Annotated in this window: 22 protein-coding genes; 12 read left to right on the top strand and 10 right to left on the bottom strand. The window is 56.1% G+C overall.

Going from position 1 to position 24193, the window contains the following annotated elements; translation table 11 throughout:
* Positions 1-16: 16 nt before the first annotated feature.
* Positions 17-382, top strand: coding sequence for a hypothetical protein (locus IM313_RS10780; protein ID WP_192971094.1), 366 nt, complete (start codon positions 17-19; stop codon positions 380-382).
* Between the two features lie 352 nt (positions 383-734).
* On the opposite strand, the gene IM313_RS10775 is transcribed toward IM313_RS10780, so the two are convergent.
* Entirely contained in the window at positions 735-1805 is a 1071-nt protein-coding gene (locus tag IM313_RS10775; RefSeq protein WP_192971093.1) for a hypothetical protein, read from the bottom strand.
* 92 nt (positions 1806-1897) lie between these two features.
* Between IM313_RS10775 and IM313_RS10770 the strand changes: the two genes are divergently transcribed.
* From IM313_RS10770 to dsbG, 9 genes are all read left to right on the top strand, one after another.
* On the top strand, positions 1898-2482 hold the full coding sequence (locus IM313_RS10770; protein ID WP_226837200.1) for a phage baseplate assembly protein V: 585 nt from the start codon (positions 1898-1900) through the stop codon (positions 2480-2482).
* Positions 2412-3086 carry a hypothetical protein gene (locus IM313_RS10765; protein WP_226837197.1) on the top strand — a complete coding sequence of 225 codons (675 nt, stop codon included), beginning with the start codon at positions 2412-2414 and terminating at the stop codon, positions 3084-3086. The genes IM313_RS10770 and IM313_RS10765 overlap by 71 nt, the downstream gene beginning before the upstream one ends.
* Positions 3087-3095: 9 nt before the next feature.
* Positions 3096-3524, top strand: a complete 429-nt coding sequence (locus tag IM313_RS10760) for a hypothetical protein (RefSeq protein ID WP_082132730.1) — start codon at positions 3096-3098, stop codon at positions 3522-3524.
* A 274-nt stretch (positions 3525-3798) separates the two neighbouring features.
* Positions 3799-4218 carry a hypothetical protein gene (locus IM313_RS10755; RefSeq protein WP_047368588.1) on the top strand — a complete coding sequence of 140 codons (420 nt, stop codon included), beginning with the start codon at positions 3799-3801 and terminating at the stop codon, positions 4216-4218.
* Between the two features lie 5 nt (positions 4219-4223).
* Positions 4224-4784: an RNA polymerase sigma factor gene (locus IM313_RS10750; RefSeq protein ID WP_192971194.1), complete on the top strand. Its 561-nt coding sequence runs from the start codon at positions 4224-4226 to the stop codon at positions 4782-4784.
* Positions 4785-4871: 87 nt separating this feature from the next.
* Positions 4872-5240 (top strand): hypothetical protein, encoded by a 369-nt coding sequence (locus IM313_RS10745; protein WP_028013210.1) that lies wholly within the window; start codon positions 4872-4874, stop codon positions 5238-5240.
* A gap of 48 nt (positions 5241-5288) precedes the next feature.
* Complete coding sequence (locus tag IM313_RS10740) at positions 5289-7313, top strand: protein-disulfide reductase DsbD (protein WP_192971092.1); 2025 nt, start codon at positions 5289-5291, stop codon at positions 7311-7313.
* A 6-nt stretch (positions 7314-7319) separates the two neighbouring features.
* Entirely contained in the window at positions 7320-7931 is a 612-nt protein-coding gene (locus IM313_RS10735; protein WP_192971091.1) for a DsbA family protein, read from the top strand.
* 41 nt (positions 7932-7972) lie between these two features.
* Positions 7973-8731, top strand: a complete 759-nt coding sequence (dsbG, locus tag IM313_RS10730) for a thiol:disulfide interchange protein DsbG (protein ID WP_192971090.1) — start codon at positions 7973-7975, stop codon at positions 8729-8731.
* A 40-nt stretch (positions 8732-8771) separates the two neighbouring features.
* Here the strand turns inward: dsbG and IM313_RS10725 are convergent, their stop codons facing one another.
* The 9 genes from IM313_RS10725 to IM313_RS10685 form a co-directional block, all read right to left on the bottom strand.
* On the bottom strand, positions 8772-10064 hold the full coding sequence (locus IM313_RS10725; protein ID WP_192971089.1) for a glycoside hydrolase family 10 protein: 1293 nt from the start codon (positions 10062-10064) through the stop codon (positions 8772-8774).
* A gap of 7 nt (positions 10065-10071) precedes the next feature.
* A complete protein-coding gene (locus tag IM313_RS10720; RefSeq protein WP_041909918.1) occupies positions 10072-10359 on the bottom strand; it encodes a VF530 family DNA-binding protein in 288 nt (95 codons plus the stop codon).
* Between the two features lie 94 nt (positions 10360-10453).
* Complete coding sequence (locus IM313_RS10715; RefSeq protein ID WP_192971088.1) at positions 10454-12628, bottom strand: glycoside hydrolase family 2 TIM barrel-domain containing protein; 2175 nt, start codon at positions 12626-12628, stop codon at positions 10454-10456.
* On the bottom strand, positions 12625-15291 hold the full coding sequence (locus tag IM313_RS10710) for a response regulator (RefSeq protein ID WP_192971087.1): 2667 nt from the start codon (positions 15289-15291) through the stop codon (positions 12625-12627). The genes IM313_RS10715 and IM313_RS10710 overlap by 4 nt, the downstream gene beginning before the upstream one ends.
* Before the next feature lie 11 nt (positions 15292-15302).
* Entirely contained in the window at positions 15303-15728 is a 426-nt protein-coding gene (locus IM313_RS10705) for a hypothetical protein (RefSeq protein WP_028013202.1), read from the bottom strand.
* Complete coding sequence (locus IM313_RS10700) at positions 15725-17119, bottom strand: DUF3131 domain-containing protein (RefSeq protein ID WP_041909922.1); 1395 nt, start codon at positions 17117-17119, stop codon at positions 15725-15727. The genes IM313_RS10705 and IM313_RS10700 overlap by 4 nt, the downstream gene beginning before the upstream one ends.
* Positions 17104-18651 (bottom strand): DUF3131 domain-containing protein, encoded by a 1548-nt coding sequence (locus IM313_RS10695; RefSeq protein WP_045630442.1) that lies wholly within the window; start codon positions 18649-18651, stop codon positions 17104-17106. The genes IM313_RS10700 and IM313_RS10695 overlap by 16 nt, the downstream gene beginning before the upstream one ends.
* A complete protein-coding gene (locus IM313_RS10690; protein WP_192971086.1) occupies positions 18648-19967 on the bottom strand; it encodes a DUF3131 domain-containing protein in 1320 nt (439 codons plus the stop codon). The genes IM313_RS10695 and IM313_RS10690 overlap by 4 nt, the downstream gene beginning before the upstream one ends.
* Positions 19964-21781, bottom strand: a complete 1818-nt coding sequence (locus tag IM313_RS10685; RefSeq protein ID WP_028013198.1) for a glycosyltransferase — start codon at positions 21779-21781, stop codon at positions 19964-19966. Before IM313_RS10685 ends, IM313_RS10690 begins: the two co-directional genes overlap by 4 nt.
* A gap of 280 nt (positions 21782-22061) precedes the next feature.
* On the opposite strand from IM313_RS10685, the gene opgC reads away from it, so the two are divergent.
* Both opgC and IM313_RS10675 read left to right on the top strand, forming a co-directional pair.
* Positions 22062-23279 (top strand): OpgC domain-containing protein, encoded by a 1218-nt coding sequence (gene opgC, locus IM313_RS10680; RefSeq protein WP_048999590.1) that lies wholly within the window; start codon positions 22062-22064, stop codon positions 23277-23279.
* 11 nt (positions 23280-23290) lie between these two features.
* Positions 23291-24190 (top strand): hypothetical protein, encoded by a 900-nt coding sequence (locus IM313_RS10675; protein WP_192971085.1) that lies wholly within the window; start codon positions 23291-23293, stop codon positions 24188-24190.
* Positions 24191-24193: the final 3 nt, after the last annotated feature.

Raw genomic sequence — 24193 nt, 5'->3', positions numbered from 1 at the left:
ATAAAAGGAATGTGAAGTGAATAAAATAGTAAATGTTATTTCTGGGGTTGCTGGCATAATTGCTATTGTAACTGCTGTAATTACCTTAATTTGGTTTTTCTTTGGGCTAGATAGCAGAATCAAGACTCTTGAGGGGCAAATGCAGGCAATTTATCAATCAGCAACGGTTGGAGTTCAGAGTTCAGTATCAAAGAACAATCTAGATGCAAGTATTACACCTAAGGTACCAACGACAAATAATAAAATTCAAAATCTTGTAGAGACTTGTTCCACATTAGCATTAAAGGCAGCAAACGCTTATGAGAATGGAACGCCTTCATCGGTAGGCGGGCCACTAGAAAAAATGATGGACAATTTAGGATGTAATAAAATCCAACAATGAAAAAACTAGCAGGGCTTAATGTGTTATGGAAAGTAAAGGCTAGGTTAGCAGTACTTGAATAGTTGGAAGGCTACCTAATTAGATACTTGCTCCAATGGAATGCTATATGTAATTAGCCATAAACATTCTGTAATACTTGAAATGATAAAGTTAAAGCCCCGTCATTAGCGGGGCTTCTTCTATCAATGTGGTCAATATGTGGACGTGACCTGAAATAAATCCTTTTATTTCATTGCGTTGAATCGTTTTAAAAAGCTCCTGAGGGAGCCTTTTTCATATCTGGCGTAGCTGGAAAGCCGCGCTAGACAAGGATTCACGTTTACGACTAGTAGTCAAGAGCTATAAAATGCGGCTAACCTCCCTTTTTTAACGCACCAATTAAATTTGTTAATTGCTCAATCCCATCAAAAGTCGAGGGTATCTTGTCCTCTGATGGCATTATGTTAGAAAAAATAACCTCTTCAAATTTCACTAAAAGATCTGTGTTATGTTCTCTAATTTCTTGAGCATAAGTTGCGTAATTCTGGATGAACTGGCAAAGGCTTTTTCTTAGGTCAATTTGGATTAATTGTGCGCGGATAGAGTTGAAATTTAAAAGTGAAACTCTAAAGAAATATACGAGTATTAATGTTAGTGAAAGTATGGGGATGATCTTTGCCAAGCTTGACCACCCAGAGGGCAATGCACCAGACTCTGCAAACGTCAGGATCTCTATCAGTAGAGGAAACGGAATAAGTATGCCCAAGATAAACATAAGATACTTGGCTGACTTTAGCTCCTTAGATTTATTTTCCCCAAGCTCGGCAAATCCCTTATAAAGACCAACAAAGTTAAATTTATTTGCCTGCATGACTAGGGATTCATTTAATTTTTCGGATTTAGCTAAGTTCTCCTTTAAAATTGAATCCCAATGGCGTCCTGCATCTTCAAGGTCATTAGCCCTTCGGATATACTCTTGGTATGACTTAGCGTTATCGCTACTTAAAATCTCTCTAATCATTGTTAGAGGCATCTCTTTTAGAGCATATGTGATCTGGCCTGATGATCTTTCGTCGAATTCATCTTGTCTGTAAATTGCGAATTGTTTTATGGCATCAGTGAGTTGAAAGAGATTGTCTTTATGGAATATATAATTTTCCATGAAAAATCTAAAGCAAGAGGTGAAGAGTAGGTTAAGATTTTCTTCATTTATAGGTGTGTTTAGCTCTCTAATAAACGCATCACCAATTAGCTCTATATTAAACTGAACCCTTTCATCCCATATTGCAGCATGTTTTAAAAAAAGTTGTAATGCTCCCATTACGAGGTAGTCTCGTTCTTTACTGAAACTTATCTCGCCATCGGTATCATTTGCATTCAATTCACGAAGTTTATTTGAAATGAGATATTGATTATCTGGATTGCTGAAGAAAACAGTATTCATTATCTAATCCTGATGGTCATAAGTTTGTTGTGTAGAATATGTCAGAATCTAGTCGAATTTCATGTTAAATCAAAAGACCTCACGATTGTGACATGAACATACAAACCAACGCAATTTTACGACTTCTTAGAAATTTCATTCGCACCGGCATTGTGACCGATATCGACCCCGACGAGGGGATGTGTCGTGTCCAGACCGGCGGCATGGAAAACACCTGGCTGAACTGGTTTTCCTCTTGCGCCGGTCGTTCGCGCGTATGGTGGGCTCCGTCTGTTGGTGAGCAGGTGCTTTTACTGGCGATCGGCGACGAGCTCGATACGGCGTTTGTGCTGCCCGGCATTTTCTCGGATGACAATTCCGAGCCGTCTGCCTCCCCTGATGCGCTTCACGTGTCCTTTCCTTACGGGGCGCACACCGTGTCAGGCATCAAGACCGCTGACGTCACAGCGTCGGGCTCCATTATGGCCATCGTGTCGGTGGTGTTGCACAACAAGCCCGGCGAGGCGTTAGCTTCTGTGTCGATGAAATCAGAGTCGAGAAAAGTAGAACGCAGAGAAAACGTCAATTATGATGACCACAAGGTTAGCCCAAAAGGAAATCCTGACAATGAGCATTGGATTAATTACAGACGAGCCAGGACGTTTTTATACCTTCCAGTCAACATTGCCTGCTGGTGAATATTTCGAATTACGCCCCCGCAACCCTCCACTGAACTCAAAACCTATCGTTGATGACGCAAGCGGTATGTGTATTGGTTATTCCGTCGCCCAGGCTCCCGGTTTGTGGCAAATTTATGATACCGATGGCGTGTTTGTCAGGCTGGAAGAAGCGCCATTAGAGGCTCCTCTGATTGACCCAACAGATCTCGCTTTAATCGCCTTTGGCGCATTTCGACTTTTTCGGGTTGGTAAGGCGTTACTGGAGAGTGGTGTCAAAACCGCCGTAACGGTGAGACTCAGTGAGGCTACCATCAGTCTCTTGCGTGGCCGTCTGAAAATGGGCTTATCAGCTCGCGGGCTCAGGATGAGTGAATCATCAGCAAAACATATGCTAACACCCGGTCGCTATGTGCCTTTACAGATTCAGGAAAAGGCCATTCGTTATGGTACGAGAACACCAGACCCACTGAAAAAGCCAGGGCTTTTCCGGTACGAGGCTCGTATGTATAAGCTTGTGGAAGACAAGCAAAATAAAGGCGCTTATATTTACAAGTCTTACCGTCTAGAGGTGTTGGTCAGGGAAGCTGACTGGACTATTATGCATTTTCAGTACATGCCGTAAGGGGGGATTATGATAAATATCACAAGCGGTGACAGACACCTTAAATTAACGCCTTATGAAAGGCTGACTGAGCCCGAGGTGCCTGCCTATAGCCGTATTATGGTATGGGTTGAATTCTCAATCCCTGTCTTAAAAACAGAGTTTGCTGCAGAGTTTTTTGTCGGTCAGTTAGAGCAATTCAGGAATGATACACATGCTTTCCATCAGGCCTTAACGAAAGGTATAAAGTCTAAGGATATTAGTTTAACCTCGGCATTCGAGCAGGTTATGCTTAAGTTTCATCAGGCACATTTTGCCGGGGCTGTTGGAGTTAGTATGGTACTGAAGCCTGAAAACCATGCTGACAGTATTACCCTTGATGATTCCTTTGATATTGATGAAAGTTACTTTCCCGAACTGTTGTCTGGTCTGGACAACATCATTTCATGGCAAAACTGATGCTTGAATTAAGCCACAAGACCAGCACTCAGAATGCCGGTCTTTTTATGCCATTTACTCGCGCCTTTCTCCTTTTCTTTCAAGCGAAGACTAGCGACTTCATTTCGCAAAAAAAGATGGCCTGAAGGTGACTCATAACGAGCGCCCGCTCTAACAGCTATGAGTCCAAATCCGACAGCACAAAAAATTTTTATTCACCCCAGCAATATTTCCCTCCCTCATCCGTCTACCTCACCACAAGCCATAATCAGTTACTGTAAACGAGGTAAACACCATGAGAGATTTTGAACTGCACGGCAGAGGTCACGGGCGCGGATTCGGGCGCCACCGTATGGGCAAGGGCTTAGTCATCGGCGCGGTGATTTTCATCGTGCTCGGCCTGCTGGTGATGTCCCTGTGGAACGCCTTGCTTCCGGCGATCCTGGGCGTGAAGGCCATCGGATTCTGGCAGGCGCTGGGCATTCTGGTGCTGAGCCGCATTCTGTTCGGTGGGCTGGGGTTCCGCCCGGGGATGTTTGGCGCGCACCGGCGGATGCACGAGCGCTGGATGAACATGACGCCCGAGCAGCGCGAGGCGTTTATTCAGCAGCGTCGCGAAGGCTTTGGTCGTCACGGTCGCGGTCACTGCGGCTGGCACGGCCATCGTGACGATAAGCGCGATGACGCCGCGCCCAAAACCCCGGAAGCAGAGTGAGCGAAATGAAAGCCGGGGAGGCGGGCGGATCCATGCTGATGTCGGCGCTCAACGCCTGCCGCGCCCGGCTGAAAGCCTTCATTCGCGGACGGACGTCCGTTCGCGATGATGCCGACGACATTTTGCAGGAAGTCACGTATCAGCTGATGAAAGTGGAGCAGCCGGTCGAAAACGTCGCGGCCTGGCTGTTCCGCGCGGCGCGTAACGAGATGACAGACCGGGCGCGCAAAAAGCGCGAGGTGCCGCTCTCCGGCTATTTTACGGGCGAAGACGAAGAGAGTTTTCCCGAGGACGAGCTGACCGAAACCCTGTTCGGCGTACCTCAAACGCCGGAGGAGGAGTATCTCAAAACGCTGCTGTGGGAAGAGCTGGGGCAGGCGCTGTCAGAACTCCCGCCACCGCAGCGCGAAGTGTTTGAAAAGACCGAGCTGCACGGCTACAGCATTAAAATGCTGGCAGAGGAGACGGGGGCCAGCGAGCAGGCGCTTCTATCCCGCAAGCACAAGGCGGTGCTGTTTCTGCGCACGCGGCTGCGGGATATCTACGACGCGCTGACGGGTGAATAGCGGCGACAGACAAAACCTTACACTTCCGGCACTTGTAGATTCATCACTATCGTTTATGATCGGGGCATCTTGTTACTCTGGAATATTATGCGCAACCGTCAGCTCCTCGGAAAATGGCTTCTGATCATCACCTGTCTCGCGATGGCGATTTGCCTCGTGCAGCGTGCGGTGATGCTCAACCATTTTTTACAGGGACTGGATCCGCAGATTTCACTGAGTGCAGATGCCCCAACCCAAAGCAGCACCGAGCAGTCCGGGCCATCGCCCTGCCAGCTGGGCGCCCAGTCGCTTCTTTGTGCCCAGCCGCTGTTCTTCGACGGCGCGCTGCCGGCTATCATTATCTTCTTCGCGCTGTTACAGCTGCTGACGCAAGGGCGGGCATTCGCTCCCGCGGAACAGCCGGTTCAGGCACCGCCTCCCCGAATACACCTTAAAAACTGCGTTTTCCGTGAATGAAAATCATCGTCACCACACGATAATTTTTCACTGTTCACGGAGTAATACATGGTTAATCTCTTCAGGGGATTCGTCCTCCTGTGGCTGTCCTGCATCGGCATTGCCCATGCGGCAGACACCGGCTGGCTGGTCTCCCCACAAAACGATCACGCCCGCATCCGCTTTCAGGCGGAAAGGGAACAAACGCACGTTAAAGGCCTGCTCACCGTTGAGCTAAAGCCCGGCTGGAAAACCTACTGGCGATCGCCGGGCGAGGGTGGCGTCGCGCCAAAAATCAGCTGGCCGGAAGGCGTAACGGACAGCTGGTCCTGGCCGGTTCCTTCGCGCTTCGATATCTCCGGCATGACCACGCAGGGGTATCACGATAAGGTCACGATTCCGATCGTTCTCGACGTGGTGAAGAGCGACGCGCTCAATGGAACGCTCACGCTCTCCACCTGCAGCAACGTCTGCCTGCTGACGGACTACCCGCTGCATCTCGATTTTACCCAGCCGGTGGATGAGAGCTTCCAGGCCGCCTTCGAGCAAGCGATGCGCGCCGTTCCGGGCACGTCTGGCGTATCCACGGATCTTTCCGCATGGCTATCCGGCGACAAGCTGGTGATTACCGGCACCACGGACGGGAAGTGGGACAATCCGGGGATCTACTTTGACCCGCTGGAGGGTGACATTCTCCCCGGCGAGCCGGCCATTAAGCACGACGGCAACACGCTTCGGGTGACGGTACCCGTGACCGACGAATGGGGCGATAAACCCGCCTCGCTGGAAGGCAAGAGGCTTTCGTTTGTGCTGACCAATGGCGGTAACGCGCAGCAAACCACCATGACCGTTGGGGCAACGACCGCAGAGCCTTCCGCGCCTGAAGGAACGGGTAAAATGGTGCTTTTTGCCCTGCTGGGCGGATTGATCCTGAACCTGATGCCCTGCGTGATGCCGGTAATGGGCATGAAGCTTAACAGCATCCTGCAGGCGGGATCGGACAGGCGCGCCATCAGGCTGCGCTTCCTGGCCACCAGCGCCGGGATCCTCACCTCCTTTGCGCTGCTCGCCGCGATGGTGACCGCGCTTAAGCTGACCGGAGCGTCGCTGGGGTGGGGCATTCAGTTCCAGAACCCGTGGTTTATCGGCCTGATGGTCGCCGTCACCTTCCTCTTTGCGCTAAACCTGTTTGGGGCGTTTGAGATGCTGCTCCCTACTGCCGCCGCCGGGCGGCTGGCAACGGCAGGGGGCACAGGGCTTGGCGGCAGTTTCTGCGAAGGGATGTTCGCCACGCTACTTGCCACGCCGTGCTCCGCGCCGTTCCTCGGTACGGCGGTTGCCTTTGCCCTTGGCGCGCCGCTGCATTCCCTGTGGCTTATTTTCCTGATGCTGGGCGTGGGCATGAGCCTGCCGTGGCTGTTTGTGGCCCTGGTGCCGAAAACGGCCATGCTGCTGCCAAAACCCGGCCGCTGGATGAACACGCTCAAAACGATCCTGGGCCTGATGATGCTGGCCTCCAGCCTCTGGCTGGTCACGCTGCTGAGCCTGCATCTGGGCGAGGCGGTCAGCCAGGTCGTGATGTTGGTGCTGATCGTTATCGCGCTGGCGCTGTTCGCGAAGAAGGGGCAAACCTCCTCGCCGTTATTCTGGGTCGTGGTCATCGCGCTGTCGGTGTTCGGCGGGTATCAGCTGCGCGGGTTGCTCAACTCACCGTCTGACGCCACCACGCAAAGCGTCGCACAGACCATCCCGTGGCAGCCGCTCAGCGAGGAGGCCATTGAGCAGGCGCTGACGCAGGGGAAACGGGTGTTTGTGGATATCTCGGCGGACTGGTGCGTGACCTGCAAAGTTAACGAGCACCGGGTACTGCGTCAGCCGGACGTTATTGCCGCGCTGAGCCAGCCGGACGTGGTGGCCCTGCGCGGAGACTGGAGCCAGCCCTCCGCGCTTATCGCAGAGTTTCTCGCGAAGCGAAACCGCTACGCCATTCCCTTTAATGAGGTCTATGGCCCCGGCACGCCTGACGGAGAGATCCTCTCGCCGCTGCTGGACAAGCGCACCCTGGTCACCACCCTGAACAACGCAAAAGGCTAATGCATTATGAAAAAATTCTTTATTACGCTTATGCTCCTGCTGGCCTCGACTCAGGTGATGGCAGCCCAGCCGCTGACGCCGGACCAGGAACAGCGCGCGCAGAAGATGATCGCTGATTTCCTGTTTAACGATCCGAACTCCCCGCGCATCGGCGCGAAAAATCCAAAGCTTATCCTGGTGGTGTTTACCGACTATAACTGCCCGTACTGTAAGAAATTCGATCCTTACCTGGAGAAGATCGTCGAAAAACACCCTGATGTGGCGGTGGTCTTTAAGTTTTTACCTTTCCGCTCGGAAAGTTCGCTGACCGCCGCGCGCGACGCGTTAACCGTCTGGCGCGCGCATCCCGAGCAGTTTATGAAATTTAACCATACCCTGATGGCCAAAAAGGGATACCACGATGACGCCAGCATTCAGGAGGCGCAAAAGCGCGCGGGGGTGAGCGTCACCGCGCCGGATGATGAGAGCATGGTGTCGATCAAACGCAGCCTGATCGTCGCGGAAAAAATGGGAATTCAGGGCACGCCCGCCACGCTTATCGGCGAAGGGCTGCTGCCCGGCTGGGTTCCTTTTGAACAGTTCGACGAAATGGTCAGTGACGCACTGAAAAACCGCTAACCTGAAGGGGGCGGAATGCCCCCGACAAACCGGAGAGGGAAATGAAAAAATTACTGTTACTTTCGGCGCTGGCGACCTCAGGGCTGGCCCAGGCCGCTGATGCCATACCGGATGTGGTGAAGCAGTTCAGCGAGCAGCAGCAGATCAAAATCATTAAGAAACTGGATGCCCCCGGCGGCGCACCGGCCTGGCTGGGGCAGTATCAGGACATGGGCGTGACGCTGTTTTTAACGCCGGACGGAAAGCACGTTATTTCGGGCTATCTGTACGATGACAAAGGAAAAAACCTCAGCGAAAGCTATTTCCAGAAAGAGATCTACGCTCCGATGGGACGCGAGATGTGGAAGAACCTCAACGCGGCGCATCCCCTGAAGGAAGGGGCAGATAACGCCCCGCGTAAGGTCTTCGTCTTCGCCGATCCGTTCTGCCCGTACTGCAAGCAGTTCTGGGCCGAAGCGCAGCCGTGGGTGAAGGCGGGCAAGGTTCAGCTCAACACGCTGCTGGTGGCGTTTCTTAACCCCAACAGCGGGCGCAACGCCTCTGCGATCCTGAATGCGAAAGATCCGGTTTCGGCCTGGCGCGAATACGAGCTTTCCGGTGGGAAAAAATTGCCAAAACCTGAAGGGGACGCTTCCCGCGAAACGGTAGCGATCCTGCAGAAACACCAGGCGCTGATGGACAGCCTGGGCGCAAACGCCACGCCAGCCATTTACTATCTGAATGCGGAAAACGAGCTGCAGCAGGTGGTCGGTATGCCGGACGCGCAGCAGCTTGAGGCAATGTTCGGGCCGAAGCCGTAAGAAATCAGGCAGAAACGGGGTGTTTCTGCCTGATAGTCACTTAGCTACCCCAGCGTCCTTTGAGGTAGTTCACCGCCTGCTGGGTCTGCGGCTGGTTCAGGTAATCTTCCCGGAACAGGATGGTGCCGTTCACGTTGGGCAGCGAATCGTTAAGGTCGAGCTGTTTTTTTAGCTCCGGCACACCGCCGTGTACCGTCCAGTCCGGCTCATTCTTCGACGGTTCGCCCACCTTGTAGAACGCAATGCCGATATACAGGCGGGTGTGGGTCGGCTTGACGACGTCGGCCCACCATTTGGTCAGCACGTCGTAGCGCGCGGCGTCCCGGGAGAAGGGCCAGTATATCTGCGGGGCAATGTAGTCCAGCAGGCCCTGCTGCACCCACTGACGCGTATCGGCGTAGGATTCATCGTAGGCCGCGGCGCCGCGCGTGTCCGAACCCGCCGGGTCAAAGGAGCGGTTCCGCCACACGCCCGCCGGGCTGACGCCAAACTCCACGTTGGGCCTGGTCTGCTTGATCGCGCGGGAGACCTGCACGATCAGCTGCTGCGTATTGTGTCTGCGCCAGTCGGCTTTTGAGGCAAATCCCTGGCCGTACTGCCGCCAGGTTTGCGCGTCGTTGAGCGCGGATCCCGGCGATTCAGCGTAAAAGTAATCATCAAACTGCACGCCGTCTACCGGGTAGTTCGCCACCACTTCGGTCACCACTTTGGTTATCCAGTCGCGCACTTCGGGAATGCCCGGGTCGAGAACAAAACGATCGCCGGAGACGCGTACCCATTCCGGGTGCTGAACATAGACGCTGGACGGGGTCAGATATGAAGTCCGGTTCAGGGCGGCGATGGTTGATGGCTTCGTGTTGGTCGACACGCGGTATGGGTTAAACCAGGCATGGACCTTCATGCCGCGCTTGTGCGCTTCATCCAGCATAAACTGCAGCGGGTCGTAACCCGGATATTCGCCGATGTTGCCCGTCAGCATATCTGACCACGGTAGAATTTTTGATGACCAGAGCGCGGTACTGTCCGGCTTCACCTGGAAAAATACCGTATTGATGCCGAGGCGCTTAAGGTTGTCGAGCTTGCCGATCAGCGCCTGCTTTTGCATGCTGATGCGCTGGTCGGCGCTGCGGCCGTTCACCGAGGCCACCGGCGGCCAGTCGAGACGAGAGACGGTCGCCAGCCAGACCCCGCGCATCGGCTCGTTTGCCTGCTGCGTCGGTTTGCTGGCGGTGGGAAGAGGGGTAACCAGTGATTTAGGTGGTTTTGAGGAGCAGCTTACAAGTAAAAGCGCGCAGGCAGCCAGCGCACCGATCCGTTTTACGTGTCGCGTCATTTGCGTATTAGCTCTTGATAATCCGACTGTTAGCCCAGGGATTAAAGGCGGGCGCCGCTTGTTCTGCGCTTTCCTCATCGTTGAGGGAGTCCAGATACAGGGCTTCAACTTCCGCGCGCGCCCACGGGGTGCGGCGCAGGAATTTCAGGCTCGATTTAACGCTGGGATCTTTTCTGAAACAGTTAATTTTGATGCGGTCGCCCAATTCGCTCCAGCCATACTTCGCCACCAGGGCGTTGACCATCATCTCCAGCGTTACGCCATGTAAAGGATCTTTGGAAATGTGTGCAGTCATAGGCGTCCGGATGTCTCGATTTTTAGGGGATTGGGGTAAACGCTGAAAGGGTACAAGAAAGCAGGGGAAGCGGCAATTTTCCTTTTCCCCTCGCTCACTTTATGACGGACTCCGTGCGCTGATTTTCACCGACAATTTTTCCCGCGCTGTTTTCAATCGTAAACCGAATCGACACGTCGTCCTGGCCCACGGGCGTAGCCGTCAGCGTTTTGACCATCGTTCCCGAGTCTGCTGCGATCGTCATCGTCGTCGTGCCTTTAGCCAGCACCTTGTCGCGCTGGGTGATACGCCAGGTCAGGCGGCATTCGCTGCACGGTTTCCAGGTGTCGTTGATGGCCCAGAGGCGCACGGTCGCCGCCGCGCCGGATTGCCACTGCGCGGTGACCGGTTCGATGGACGGCAAAACAGGCTGGTACGCGCGCTGGAGCGCGTAAAACCCGGCTTTAGGCTTACGCAGGTAGTCCACCACGCCCCAGTTGATGGATGGCCAGGTTTCCACAAACATAAAGTGGAACAGGGCCGTCACCGGCTGGTATCGCTGTCGGCGATAGCTTTCGGCCGCCGTGGCCACCAGCTGAGACTGGTACGCCTGGGTATTGCGAATCATCGCCTGAATGTTCTTCCCGCGCGAAATACCGGCAAACTTAAAGGTCTGGAAGGGCTGAAAATTATGGTATTTCCAGACGGTCCAGCCGGGATCGTCGGCGGCGGTCGTTTTTGGCCAGAGCGACGCCGCCGGGATGATGGTTTTTAGCGTTGACAGGCGGGGAAGCGCCTGCGCGCCGAACTCGGTAATGATCCCCGTTTTGGCTGGGGCAAGCAGGTCGCGCACGGTGCCGAAGTACCAGCCCGCCCAGTAATGCTCCTCAACGGCGGAGAAGCGGTGCACGATGCGGGAGGTATCTTCGGCAAGCGTATCCGCCACCTTTTGCGTGAGCTCGCGATTCAGATCTTTATTCCAGTCCGGGAAGCGTTTTTCCATCCACGGCGAATTCCACGGCGGTTCGTTATGCCCGCCCCAGACGATGATGGCGGGCGAATTGCCAAACTGTTCGATCATCTCTCGCGTCTGTCGAACCGCATTTTCCGTGAAAGCTGCACTGTTGTTGTAGCCCCACTGCAGCGGAACATCCTGCCAGATCATCATGCCCATCTCATCGGCCACGTCATACAGCGCGCGCCCCGCAACGTGTCCGTGCACGCGTATGGCGTTGGCGTTCATGGCTTCCACCAGACGAAGGTCGCGTCGGTATTTTTTCCGCGTCATGGTGCCGAGCCAGGGGGAACCGATGTAATTGCTGCCCTTAATAAAAAGGCGCCTGTCGTTTATGAGCCAGCCCTTATTGTCGGGCTGCTCGACGATTTTGCGCAGCCCGGTGCGGGTTACCGCCGTGTCCATTAAGCCGTTTGCATCCCGCAACGCGACGCGAACGGTATACAGGTGGGGTTTCCCCGTGCCGATCGGCCACCACAGCTTTGCCTTCGGCATGGGCAGCATCACCTGCACGGAATGGGCACCGCTTTCGAGGGTAACCGGAAAGTCAGCCTGATAGGGCATGCCGCTGAAGTTGGCGGGTGTGGCGGTGAGCCGCACGGTCGCCGGGCCCTGACCGAGCGCGCGATAGCGAATCTCCGCTTTTAGCGTCGGGCGAGTCAGCCCCTGCGACCAGTCGGGCCGCAGGATGGTCTCATCAAGGGTGGCGCCCCGGCTAAGGTGCAGCCGGACCGGTGCCCAGATGCCGCCCGAGTTAGCGTCCTGTCCTTCCGGCGACCAGGCGCCACCGGGACGCGTGTCATGCTGATTCAGAACCCCCTTCATGACCGTTTTATGCAAAGGCCAGATCTTGTGCGGATCTTCGTAGGGGCTGTCTACCCTGACGACGAGTCGATTGTGACGTTGTAACGCCAGGCTGGCGTCCAGCGAAAAACGCTGAAAGTAGCCCTCATGCTTGCCCAGCGGCTGGCCGTTCAGGGTCACCTCTGCCAGGTAATCGACGCCGTCAAACACCAGGGTACTCATCACGTCGGGGGGCTGCACGGGCAGGGAAAACGCGTGCCTGTACCACAGCGCGCCCTGATGATCGTACCCGGCGCTGTACCAGTTGGCAGGAACCTGAAGCGGGTGCCAGCCTGATGCGGCAGGATGTGCGCTGTCATTGGCATCCTGAACCTGCCATTCTCCGGCCAGAGACCAACTGACCGGCGCAGAGTTCGCCACCGCGTGGGTGGTCAACAGGGCAACGAGCAGCGTGCAGTTGCGAGCGTTCATTTGTTTACCCCCCGCGCGTTGAGCCACGCCATCAGGCGCAGCGATTCCTGGCGAAGATTTTCTTTCAGGGCCGCAAGCTGGCGCCCATCCAGCGTATGCGCGTCGCTTTCCAGCACCTGCAGCTGCTGTGCGAGCGTGCTGAAGTCCAGGGTGACGGCTTCTCCGCGCAGCTTGTGGGCCGCGCGTCGCAGCGCCTCGCGGTCGTTGCTGTCGATCGCCTGGGTAATGGTTTTGATTGCTTCATTTAGCCCTTCGCCAAACAGGGCCAGCAGCTCCTGTACCAGGGTGGGATCGTCAGCGCACTGCTTCAGCAGGCGTGCTTCATCCGGAAAACCGGAGGCGTCTTCGTGGTGCTGGAGCACGCGGGCAATCTCTTCAGCGAGACGCTCCTGGCTGATGGGTTTGGCAATGTAGCCGTCGAACCCCATGTTCAGGCAGCGCTCTTTATCCCCCTGCATGGCGTGTGCGGTCATGGCGACGGTGGGCTGAGGCGGTCCGGGCCGGGACTGCTCTTCTTCACGAAGCAGGCGAATGGCGGTCTCACCGTCCATCTCAGGCATCTGAAGGTCGATCAGCAAAACGTCCCACGCATCCGCGCGCCAGCGTTCCAGCAGCGCGACGCCATTGTCGACTATCTGACAGCTGTGGCCGAGCCGCTCGAGCAGGCGCGCGGCGACCTTCTGGTTGACCAGATTATCTTCGGCCAGCAGGATCCGCAGTCCCGTGGCTGCAGGCGAGGCGACAGGCGCGGGCGTGCTTTCACCCACGGGAGCTGGCGAACGTTCAAACGCGGCGGCAATCGCCTGATGTAATTCATCCTGGGCGATAGGCTTATGCAGATAGGTTTTGATCCCGATCCGCTTCAGCATATTGATATCAAAATGTCGGCTCATGGAGCTCAGCATGATGATATGGCTTTCAGCAACCTGCGGCAGAACCGAAAGCTCAAGGGCCAGAGACACGCCGTCCATATCCGGCATCTGTGCGTCCAGCAGGATCAGGGGCCACGCCGTTCCCGTTTTAACCCGGTCAATGGCCTCGCTGGCGTTGTTAACGCAGGTGGGTTTCAGTCCCATCTGGCTGAGCATCGCGGCCAGCAGCCGCAGGTTGGTCGCGTTATCATCAACCACCAGCACGGGTTCACCGTTAAAGCGCTGGCTATGTGGGCGCTCTCCGGGCGCAAGGGTCTGCGCCGCCAGGGGCAGCGAGAACGAAAATTCGCTGCCTTTTCCCGGCTCGCTGGAGACCGTTAATTCGCCCCCCATGGCCGCAACCAGTCTTGCCGAGATGGTTAGCCCGAGCCCCGTACCGCCGTAGCGACGGGTGGTTGAGTTGTCCGCCTGGCTGAAGGCTTCAAAAATGGCCTTCTGCTTATCTGCCGGTATGCCAATGCCGCTGTCGCGCACGCGAAAACGCCATCTGCCCGCGCTATCGCCGGGCTCAACCACCAGGATCACTTCTCCCTGATGGGTAAATTTCAGCGCGTTGCCCAGCAAATTGGTCAGGATTTGCCGCAGCCGCGCGCCGTCAACCAGCAGCACGTCGGGAACGTCGGGCGCAATATCAACCAGCAGCTCGATGCCTTTTTCGCTCGCCCCCGGCATGTGCGGGCGAATAAGCGACTGAATAAAGGGGCGGACAGGAACGGGTTCCGACTCCAGCTCCACTTTGCCGGCTTCAATTCGGGAAAAATCGAGAATGTCGTTGATGATATGCAGCAGAGACTGGGCAGAGCTCATCACCAGGGTCAGATAGTCGCGCTGATCGGCGCTCAGAGACGTATCCAGGCACAGCTGGGTCATGCCAATAATGCCGTTCATCGGGGTACGAATTTCATGGCTCATATTCGCCAGGAACGCGCTTTTTGCCTCATTGGCTTTTTGTGCCTCAATGGCCGAGGCGAACGCCTGAATTTCAGCCTCTTTGCGCCGCGTAATATCCTGCAGCGTGCCAATAACGCGCTCTGCGTTTCCCTCAATGGAGAGCGTAACCACCTGGCCGGACAGCAGCATCCAGCGCAGTCCTTCGGTAGGGTGATGCACGCGAATTTCACATTCAAAGACCGGACGATGATCCTGCTTCGAAGCGTGCAGCGCCTTGCGTAGCGCTGCGCGATCGTCCTCGTGGACCTGATTGAGAAGAAAACGCACCGGATATCGCCACTGTGTGCGCGACTGGCCCAGCATGGCAAGCAGGGTATCGTTGACCTGGAGCGTGTCGCCGGAAACCTGCCAGTCCCAGATCCCGATATGAATGGATTCCGCCGTCAGCAGAAAGTCGTCATGCAGCTGGTGGCGCGCGCGCTGCGCTTCATCCAGCTCCGTAACATCGCTGTGCAGGCTGACAATACCACCGTCCGCAAGCCGCTGATGCTGGACGAAGATCCGCCGCTGGCCCGCCTGGCGCACCTCGCAGTGTTTATCCTGCCGACAGTTGCGCACGATCGACTCGCGCAGCGTCTGGCGCAGGCCGGGATCGACGTTGTAAACGGCGTCGATAAAGCGTTCCGCCAGCGCCTCAAGTGTCGTTCCCACCGTCAGCCACGGGGTTATGACCGGATAAAACAGGGCAACGTTGTGATTCCAGGCTTGCAGGCATTCATTACGGTCGTAAATCATGACGGCGGCCGGCAGCGCGTTAAGATCGTACGTGAATGAACTCATCGTGATTCCCCCTACGCGCGGTAGTGCAGTTCTGCCTGTCGGCGAAGGTATTCCAGCCCGGGCGCGATCGCCATGGCCCAGGCGGTGAGGATCTCATCGTCGCACTGCGGATCGCGCAGGCTCACCGCGTTCAACATCGCTTCGCGCCAAAGGGCAAAAAACCGCGGGGGAAGGTGGAGGCCGTCGTCGCTTTGCTCCCGCGCCAGGCGCTCGAGAAAATCAGGGACGATCAGGGCGCCGTCGACCGCAAGCATGGCGAAGAAGCTTTTAAACAGGGTCTGCTGGCCCTCCCGATCCGGCAGACGAGAAAAATGCGCTTCGGTTTCGGGTGACATATGGACGAAGGCGTCATAGAACGTCTGAAAAAACGCGGTTTTTTCATTATTCGGAAAGACGCGGTTCAGGCTGGATTCAAACAGATCGCGATAGAACTTCACGGCGTCCTCCTTAGGGTGCTTTCGCCCGGCAGACAGTGTCCGATGGGCGTGTATTGCTCCGCCAGGCGGCGTGAGAAGTAGCTCTCTTTCTTCGACCGACGCACGTCAAACAGAGGGCCGGCGTTGTGTTTAAAGAAAAGGGCTTCCAGCACCGTGGCGTTGGTCGAGAGGGTTAAGGCAGCGTTGGTATCGCCCGTGGCTTCCTGACGGCCTTCATACCAGCCTTTCTGCGGATCGTTAAGGTGTTTGGTGACCGTCATCAGCACGTCGGTGTACGGGGTGTCCCACAGTGCCCACAGGGCAAAAACCGCTTTGGTCGATACCTGCGCGAAACGGGTGTAGTCCCGGCCATCGTCTCCGACAGAGTTCCAGGCATAGCCATTTCCCCAGACGGTATCCTGGATATGCCAGGGCGCCTGAGAGAGCGTGAAATCTGCCCTGGCCGTCAGGATTTTATCGGTCTCCCAGCGGGTCTTCTGGCTCAGCCAGACGTTTTCGGCCTGCTTGCGCAGACGCTGTTGCAGATCGGCCGCAACGCCTTCTGGCTCCCAGCCAAACTCCAGGCCCGGCAGCATATAGGGAAGGGTGGTAATCAGAGAGGGCTGCCACGTGGTGCGCGGATCGCGGGCATCGACGGCCAGACGCCGCTGGGCGATGATGACGTGGTGCGCCGGGGGCGTAAACGCTTTATCCGGGGAAAATCCCCACAGCTGAAACGCCGTCGCGGCATATTCACTTTCGCCCAGCCGCAGTTCCTCCCGCACGACCGGCTGACCGTTTTGCAGGGAAGAGGACCATAGCTCGCCTTCGCTATCGATGACCGGGCAGAAATTCCAGCGCAGGATAATTTTATCCAGGTATTCGCTGTACTGCGGCTCCCGCTCTGCGGTAAGGCGCAGGGCGAGCATCAGACGCGCCATGTCGCGCGCGGACCAGCCGTTTTTGCTGGGCTTGCCGCTAAAGTCGACTGGCGTCGCCGTCTGGCTGGAATAGAGTCGACCCGGCGTTCGGGCATCGGTCAGCATCAGGCGGTTAAGGGTGCCCATGAGACGGGTTAAGCGAGCGTCATACTCGGCGTCCTCAATCAGTCCCAGCTCTTTTGCCGCCAGCAGGGCGATAAGCGTATCGCCCATTTGCCAGAGCGTGACGCGGGGCTGTTTGTCGCTCCCGTTGACCAGGCCCGTTTGCGGCTGGGTATTATTGACGAAATAGCGCCAGGCGATCGTCGCCCACGTCTGCTCTTCCGGCGTCAGGGCGGCGATACGCGCGCTGGAGTGCCAGCCGCCGTGGATTAGCCAGCGCCAGCCTGCGCCCTGATGGCCAAACAGGGCAAAGATGACCCCGCCTGCAAGGAGTAATCCCGCGAGCCCTCTGGCTAAGGTTTTAAGCATTGCGCAGTCACCGGAGGCAGTTTAACGGGCTCGTCCACGCTGCATGACGCGCACTGACAGGCCTGACAGGCGGGTTTGGTACGCTGCGTGACGCCCGTCCGGTCGCACCAGCTTTTTATGGCCGGTGTGCTGCTAAGGAACGGACGGCTGCGCAGCGCGTTGTTCTCTTCAAACTGATCGAGCAGCTTGCGATCCCACAGCGACGGGGCAAAATCCTTGCTCTTTGGGTTGTCGGTGTTGAAGGCCAGCAGTTTTCCCTCTTTCTTGAACAGCAGGGCTTCCAGCATGATGCCGTTATTGTTCGCGGTGAACTCTTTGATCGGGCCGTCACCGTTTTCATACAGCCCTTCGTAGTAGCCTTTTCCCTCTTCGTTGGCATTCTCAATGGTATTCAGCAGGCGGTCGGTATAGGGGGAGTTCCACAGCACCCACATGCCCAGCGCCGCCTTCAGCGATATCGCGGCAGCGTTGGGGACGAACTGGCCTTTATCGGTAATGGTGTTCCAGTTGTATCCGTCGCTGAAGACGGTGTCATAGACGAAGTAAGGGGCCTTATCGAGCTGGTGCTCGGAGCGCGCGGTGAGGACGCCGGTAATGGTATAGCGGTTCTCCTGAGCCTGATAAACGCGGTCAGCAAAGTTTTTCATCCACGTCAGGGAGTAGTCGCGCGGGGCGTTATCCCGGTCGGTCGGTTTATCAAAGCCGAACTCCAGCCCGTAGAGCAGGTAGGATTCCGTCACCACGTAGTTATGCTGCGACGTGTTGCGCGGGTCGCGCGTATCGTACGGGACAAGCACGCAGTAGATTTCGGCCAGCTCGTAAGGCTGCGGACGGCTGGCTTTACAGGTATTAAACCCCCAAAGCTGGAACCCGGCCGCGCCGTACTCTTCATAGCCCAGCCGACCTTCCTGAACGTACTTCGGCTGGCCGTTCTCGAGATAGGCCCCGTACAGCGTGCCGCAGGGGTCGATCGCGTGGCTGAAATCCCAGCCGAGCACCACGTTATCAATGCTGTTGCCGTATTCCGGATAGCGCTCTTTGACGATTTTCAGCCAGACCAGCATTCGCCCGATATCCAGCGCCGAGAAGCCAATTTCGCCGGGCTTGTTGGTGTAGTCCACCTTCTGGGCGCTGATGGTGTTATAGGCCTTGTTGGGCAGCTCGTTGCGGAACAGTACCAGGGTGTTTAACGTGGCGAGAAATTTCAGCATCCGGCGGTCAAATTCCGCTTTATCAATGATCCCGAGCTCCCGCGCCGCCGTCAGGGCGGCCAGATAGGAGGCGCTGTCCCACATGGTGGTGGAGGGAAATTTGTTGACCGCATTCACCAGGCCCGTCGTGGGCTGATAGTTGGTGACGAAATACTGCCAGGCGTTTTTCGCGATGGTCATCTCTCGGGCCGTCAGCTCGCCGCTGCGCGGGGAGTAACCTGATGCAGGAAGCTCGGTGTCCGCACGCACGGTCGATAACGCCAGCCAGCAGATCGTTATTCCCGTGAGCAAGTGGAAAAGGATCGGGGATCGTGGCTTCATGGCGTTGCTCCTGCTGAGGGGGAAGTGTAGAGGCAGGCCAGACAGAGCATCTGACCATGCGCGATGTAAGACAGACTTTCCAGCACAATGGCATTGGTATCGGCGTCCACGACGGCATTGACGCTGTTGTTGAGATTTAAACCGCGCTGCCAGCCTTTACCCGGTACCTGAAGCGGCAGAACCTGCTGGCGCAGCGCTTCGCTCCAGCTGTTGCGGAACAGGGCATACCAGGCAAACGCGGTGCGGGTGGAGGTAATTGCCACTTTCTCCGGCACCTCGTCGCGCAGGTTGCGCGCCTGTACCGGCTGCCTGTTCGGCAGATCGTTGACGTAATCCGGCGCCGGTTCGGCGTAATCCGTGCTGACAGGCTGTTTTGGGCTGCGCAGGCTATGACGCCGCTGCTGGATCTGCATAATCCGCCACGCAATCTCAGCGCTCTGCGCGTCAAAGCCCAGTTCAAGGCCGGTTAACAGGTAGGGGAGACTGATCAGGGAGGTTTGCTTGCCCCAGGGCGTGCGTAGCCCTTCATCCGGCACCATCACGCCGTCCAGATCGATCATCTTTTGCCCTTCAGGCGGGTTGGTTACCGCGAGGCCTGCCGCGCTGTCAATCAGGCGCAGCGTATGGCTGGCATAGAGACGGTAGCCAAAACTGTCCCGCTGTTCATCATCGGTCAGCGTCCAGTGATGGAGCGGCACGGCCGCCTGGCTTTGGACGTTATGTTCAATCAGAGCGCCGGTGTTCCAGAGGCTGAAGAGATCGTGGATAGCCGCCGCGTGCTGAGGATAGCGCCACAGGAGGGTCTGAAGCGCCGTCAGCAGGCGGCTCAGCCCAATTGCCGAGGCGTCGGATTTGCCGAGGATTTTCAGGGTATCCGCATGGTAATACGCGGCTGGCAGGCCTCGCTCGTTGAGCGGCAGCTGCCCCAGCGCGAACAGGGCCGTACCGATCCTCTCGTCGAACTCATCGGCGGAAATAATGTTGAGCTGCTCTGCGGCAGCGGTCGCAAACAGGTAGCTTCCCACGCTCCAGAGGCTCAGCCAGGGTTCACCGTCGCTGGCATTCGGCAGGCCGTTTGGCTGGGTATTATTCACGTAGTATTGCCAGGCGACTCGCGCCCAGATGGCTTCGTCATAGGTCAGGGCGCGTTTCGCAGGCAGCGGCGGGAAGTCTTTGCTGAGCGCGATGCCGCCGCTGCTTTCCACGCGCGTGGGCATCTGTTTCTCCACCCAGACCACAATGGCAAAGCCGAGCAGGAACCCGAGCAAAATGGTGAGGTAGCTGCGCGCGGGCAGCAGGGCATCACGTATCCTCATTGGGTGACCTCATCCTCTTCGGCGGGCGTCCACATGGCCGCGAAAATCAGCGGCAGCATGGCGGCGATGTTCACCCCTCCCCAGAAAATATTGATGACGTAGCCGGAGGGGTCGTCCACCTGTCCACGCGCCACCTGAATACCGCCCCAGATAAGCCCTGCGAGGGTCAGCACCACAATGGCAATCTGCGGCTTCACCAGGTAGAGAAAACGGCCCGTCTGCCGCTCTTTTGGCGTGACGTGAAATTTGATCTGCTCGCCCCGCAGCACGGTATTGAGCGCGCGCAGGTTCATGGAAAAGAAGGAGAGGTAAGAGGCCCTGCCGTCCCAGGCCGAGATCCCCCATGTCCCGAACATAAACGCCAGTTCAGAGAAGATAAAAAAGGGGAGAAAGTGGAGATAGAACGGCGTCGACCATGCGGATACCGGCGGAATGCCGGTGAACAGATAGATAATGGGCGAAATCAAAAATACCGTGTTCCACACGCAGGCCATGTAAGACCAGAAGGTGGTGGCATACATTAGCGTCTGGGGGAGGGAAAGCCGGAAGCGGCGACGGCTGAAGATATTGTCATGGAACAAAATATCCAGCGAGCCGGCAGCGTATTTAAAGCGCTGGATCATCCAGGTCAGCATATCCTGCGGAGAGAGCATCTTCGACTCCACCCGCGGATGCATGACCGAGCGCCAGCGTCGCGCGGCGTCACCGTGCAGCAGCACCGAGGTGTAAATATCTTCGGAGACGTGAAATTTGTAGGGGGTGAGCTCGGTGTCAAACGCCACGTGCGGGCGCATCGCCTCCTGCAGCGCTTCGCGGGTTTCTTCATCGCGGATGTCGCGGGTGTGGCGATGGATCTCCTCTTCGACGGACCAGACGTAGCTTCTCAGCGCGGCCTGCATGACCGCCTCGCGCCGGTGGATGGAGGCCGCGCCGCAGCAGAAAGCCGCGTTCGCCCAGTTGCGCCGCCGCAGGATCACGTCATAGAACATGCGCGGATCGTTAAAAAACGGGTCGCGGCCTACGGTGACCGGGCCAACACACTTTTGAATCAGCCAGCCCAGACCGTAGCCCACTTTTCCGGCTTTTCGCTGGCCCCAGCGTGAAAGATTTTCTCCTTCCGGAAGGTCGAAGAACCACTGCGGCGTCTGCACCCAGGCCACGTCCGGATCGCGAAAATAGCCCAGCGTATGGCTGAGCAGGGTGGGAAATACGCGGGTATCGGCGTCGCAGATAACAATGAAATCACCGTCGGTTTGCTCAAGACCGTTGCGCAGGTTGCCGGCCTTAAAGCCGATGTTGGTCTGGCGGCTGATATAGTTAACGCCTTCCTCGTCGCAGACGGCTTTCATCTCCGGGCGGCGGCCGTCATCAAGCACGTGGATCCGGTAGTCAATCGGGTACGGGTAGGCCATCTTCAGGGCGTCGCGAATGGACAGCCTGACCAGCTCGGTGTCTTCCGAGTAGGTGGCAATGAACAAATCCACTTTAACAGGACGAGGTTCTACGGCCTCTTCCGGAAACAGGCATTCGTTAATTTCGCCGGGGGGCGGACACTGGGGGGGATCCTGTTCTTTCCATAAGTTGATGGTAAACAGCACGGTCCCTATCCACGCCAGCGTTTCGGCGAGGACCAGCGGTATGGCATACCATAGTGCGTCAGTATTCAGGGAGGCGGTCCAGCGCCAGTAAATATAATTTGCACCCAGAATAAGTGCCGCGACCGCTAATACCTGCCAGGTCATCATGACCCAACGCGGTGTTGTTAACGGTTCCGGAGGACGACGATGTTCAAAACGGGAAAAATAAAAATCCATAGTTCCGGCGTTCCTGATTCCGTGAAAATGCAGACCCATTCTGCTGCGCAGACAGTTGCCCAAAAGCGAAAGAAAATAGCGAGTAAACAAGATTTAAGATAAGTGTAGAACGCCGAATAAAAGTGTCCAGCGTCGTTTTTATTAATATGAAGTGGTGGTTAATTTGGATTTAATTCTGCTTAATATGTTTCATCTGCCGGTGATAAATTGCAGTTACTATTCCTTTAGACTATCTACTTTATTTAGACCTTAATTTTCGTTTTCAGGCAAAGGACACCCTATGAGCCATGTTGCGCCGTCGGTCGCGCAAGAAGATGACGCTAAATCAATAACATGGAGGTATTCCGTTGCAGGTGCCCGTGACCTGAGAATTGACTTTATGCGCGGCATTGCCCTCGTCATGATGGTCGTGGCGCATACGGAGGTGATGTCGATATTTAATATATTCTCCTGGGAGCGTTTTGGGTTAACAACAGGTGCAGAAGGCTTTGTCATTCTTTCCGGGTTTATGCTGGGAATGCTGAATCGCGCGCGTCTGCAAAAAGTGGTTTTGCTCACGGTTTCCTGGGGGCTTTATCTCAGGGCATGGAAAATATATCGCGTAAATATCATTATCATAGTGTCGTTTATTCTGCTGGCCTATATCCCACATATTAACGTTTTCGAGGTCACCCATTTTACCGACCGCTTTTCGGGTCAAAGCTGGTCGCTTTATCCTGTGACGCCGCAAATTAAAGAGACCTGGTTCAATATTATTCTCTATTTGCAGATCGGCCCCCACCAGACGCAAATTCTCGGACTCTATATCTTTTTGCTGCTACTCAGCCCGCTATTTTTAGGGATGCTGCAGAAAGGAAAAGTCTGGTGGCTGTTAGGGCTGTCGCTGCTGGTGTACAGCCTGTGGCAGCGGTGGCCGCTCCGGCTGACGCCGTCGGAATTCGAATTTGCCTTCCCGCTGCTCGCCTGGCAGTTCATCTTTGTGCTGGGCATGGCCAGCGGCTGGTATAAAGCCGAACTGCTCTCGTTCGCCCGGACGCCCCCGGGCAAAGGGGTGGTGGTGGCGCTGGTCATGGTGTCACTGGTGCTGGGATTTGTTGCCCAGAACCATACCAACCCGTTTATGCCGCCCGCGCTGCTGATGCACGTCATCCCGCCTGACAGCTTCAATTCGTTTTATCACACCTGGGCGGCGAAGAATGGGCTGGGCCCGGTGCGGGTATTGAACGATATCGCCCTGATGGTCACCGTCTACCTGGTGCTGACGTATTGCTGGACGCCGCTCAACCGCCTGCTGGGATGGTTCCTCATCCCGCTAGGGCAGCACTCGCTCTATACCTTTATTTTGCATGTTTACGTGGTGCTGCTGGTGAGTCAGTTCATTACCTTCGATTTATGGCGTCACGCCTGGATAGAGAACACGTTAGTGCATGCGGCGGCACTGGGTATTTTGTGGCTGATGGCAAAATACGACGTCGGCGCACGCTGGATACCTAACTAAGGATGGCGGTTATGCGCGAAAAATGGCTTCTGGCGGGCGTGCTGCTCGCCGCGATACCCACCGCGGAGGCGGCGCAAAGCAGTGATAAAGAAACCCTGCGCGATAAGAACGGTGAACCCGTTCAGGCAGGCGTTTTTACCAGCCGTTGGGGGCGCCTGTTCTCGGGTAACGACAAGAAATTCTCAGGTGCGCTGAGCTTTAGCTCGGGACTGAAAGAGCAGTGGATGAGCATTCCTAACAGTTCAGACACCGCCACGGAAAAGAAAAAGATTAACCAGACGCTGAATCTCAGCTTACAGTATTCCCCCTACAGCTTCTGGTTTGCCAACATTACGTCCCGACTGCCGGTCAGAGACACCAGCCGCTATACCGCCGATTTTCGCTACAGCTTCGGCTACGATGACTGGCACGCCAACACCGTGAGTCTGGTTTACAGCAACTACGGCGATAACCATTTCTGGACATCGGGCAGCCGACGACACACCTATTTCGAACAGGGCGCCTTCACGCTGGCCTATAAGTTTTCGCTACCGAAACCGGTTGAAAACACGCTCCTGATTAATAAAGGGGATTCCATCATTTGCCAGGTCGGGTACAGCTGGGCACCGCGCTACTACGACCTCAGCAGCGATGACATCCGCAAAAATAAAAACGTCATGCTCGGCGGCTGTGGCTACACCTTCAAACAACATTTCTTCGTTCGCGCGACGGCATTCTGGTTCCCGGACAGCAGCCAGCAGCAGCCCTGGAACGGCGATTACAGCTACAGCTTCGGTTATGCCGGCTATACGCCGGGTTCGTTCTCCATCCAGTACGCGAATTATGCAGGAACGCGCTATCCGGGGCACGGCAACGGGAATGCAAAATTCAGGGAAGGGACCGTGAGCCTCATCTGGTTCTTACCGCTTTAGGAG

This window comes from Enterobacter cloacae complex sp. P2B, assembly GCF_014895985.1.
GTDB lineage: Bacteria > Pseudomonadota > Gammaproteobacteria > Enterobacterales > Enterobacteriaceae > Enterobacter > Enterobacter bugandensis.
This window is presented reverse-complemented; position numbering and strand designations above follow the sequence as displayed.

Bases quoted from the DNA above. Each gene is read 5' to 3' on its own strand.
- IM313_RS10770 (WP_226837200.1), top strand. From the start codon at position 1,898: ATGAACATACAAACCAACGCAATTTTACGACTTCTTAGAAATTTCATT.
- IM313_RS10755 (WP_047368588.1), top strand. From the start codon at position 3,799: ATGAGAGATTTTGAACTGCACGGCAGAGGTCACGGGCGCGGATTCGGG.
- IM313_RS10715 (WP_192971088.1), bottom strand. From the start codon at position 12,628: ATGAACGCTCGCAACTGCACGCTGCTCGTTGCCCTGTTGACCACCCAC.
- IM313_RS10760 (WP_082132730.1), top strand. From the start codon at position 3,096: ATGATAAATATCACAAGCGGTGACAGACACCTTAAATTAACGCCTTAT.
- IM313_RS10710 (WP_192971087.1), bottom strand. From the start codon at position 15,291: ATGAGTTCATTCACGTACGATCTTAACGCGCTGCCGGCCGCCGTCATG.
- opgC (WP_048999590.1), top strand. From the start codon at position 22,062: ATGAGCCATGTTGCGCCGTCGGTCGCGCAAGAAGATGACGCTAAATCA.
- IM313_RS10775 (WP_192971093.1), bottom strand. From the start codon at position 1,805: ATGAATACTGTTTTCTTCAGCAATCCAGATAATCAATATCTCATTTCA.
- IM313_RS10685 (WP_028013198.1), bottom strand. From the start codon at position 21,781: ATGGATTTTTATTTTTCCCGTTTTGAACATCGTCGTCCTCCGGAACCG.
- IM313_RS10765 (WP_226837197.1), top strand. From the start codon at position 2,412: ATGAGCATTGGATTAATTACAGACGAGCCAGGACGTTTTTATACCTTC.
- IM313_RS10740 (WP_192971092.1), top strand. From the start codon at position 5,289: ATGGTTAATCTCTTCAGGGGATTCGTCCTCCTGTGGCTGTCCTGCATC.
- IM313_RS10725 (WP_192971089.1), bottom strand. From the start codon at position 10,064: ATGACGCGACACGTAAAACGGATCGGTGCGCTGGCTGCCTGCGCGCTT.
- IM313_RS10675 (WP_192971085.1), top strand. From the start codon at position 23,291: ATGCGCGAAAAATGGCTTCTGGCGGGCGTGCTGCTCGCCGCGATACCC.
- IM313_RS10700 (WP_041909922.1), bottom strand. From the start codon at position 17,119: ATGCTTAAAACCTTAGCCAGAGGGCTCGCGGGATTACTCCTTGCAGGC.
- dsbG (WP_192971090.1), top strand. From the start codon at position 7,973: ATGAAAAAATTACTGTTACTTTCGGCGCTGGCGACCTCAGGGCTGGCC.
- IM313_RS10695 (WP_045630442.1), bottom strand. From the start codon at position 18,651: ATGAAGCCACGATCCCCGATCCTTTTCCACTTGCTCACGGGAATAACG.
- IM313_RS10750 (WP_192971194.1), top strand. From the start codon at position 4,224: ATGAAAGCCGGGGAGGCGGGCGGATCCATGCTGATGTCGGCGCTCAAC.
- IM313_RS10735 (WP_192971091.1), top strand. From the start codon at position 7,320: ATGAAAAAATTCTTTATTACGCTTATGCTCCTGCTGGCCTCGACTCAG.
- IM313_RS10720 (WP_041909918.1), bottom strand. From the start codon at position 10,359: ATGACTGCACACATTTCCAAAGATCCTTTACATGGCGTAACGCTGGAG.
- IM313_RS10690 (WP_192971086.1), bottom strand. From the start codon at position 19,967: ATGAGGATACGTGATGCCCTGCTGCCCGCGCGCAGCTACCTCACCATT.
- IM313_RS10745 (WP_028013210.1), top strand. From the start codon at position 4,872: ATGCGCAACCGTCAGCTCCTCGGAAAATGGCTTCTGATCATCACCTGT.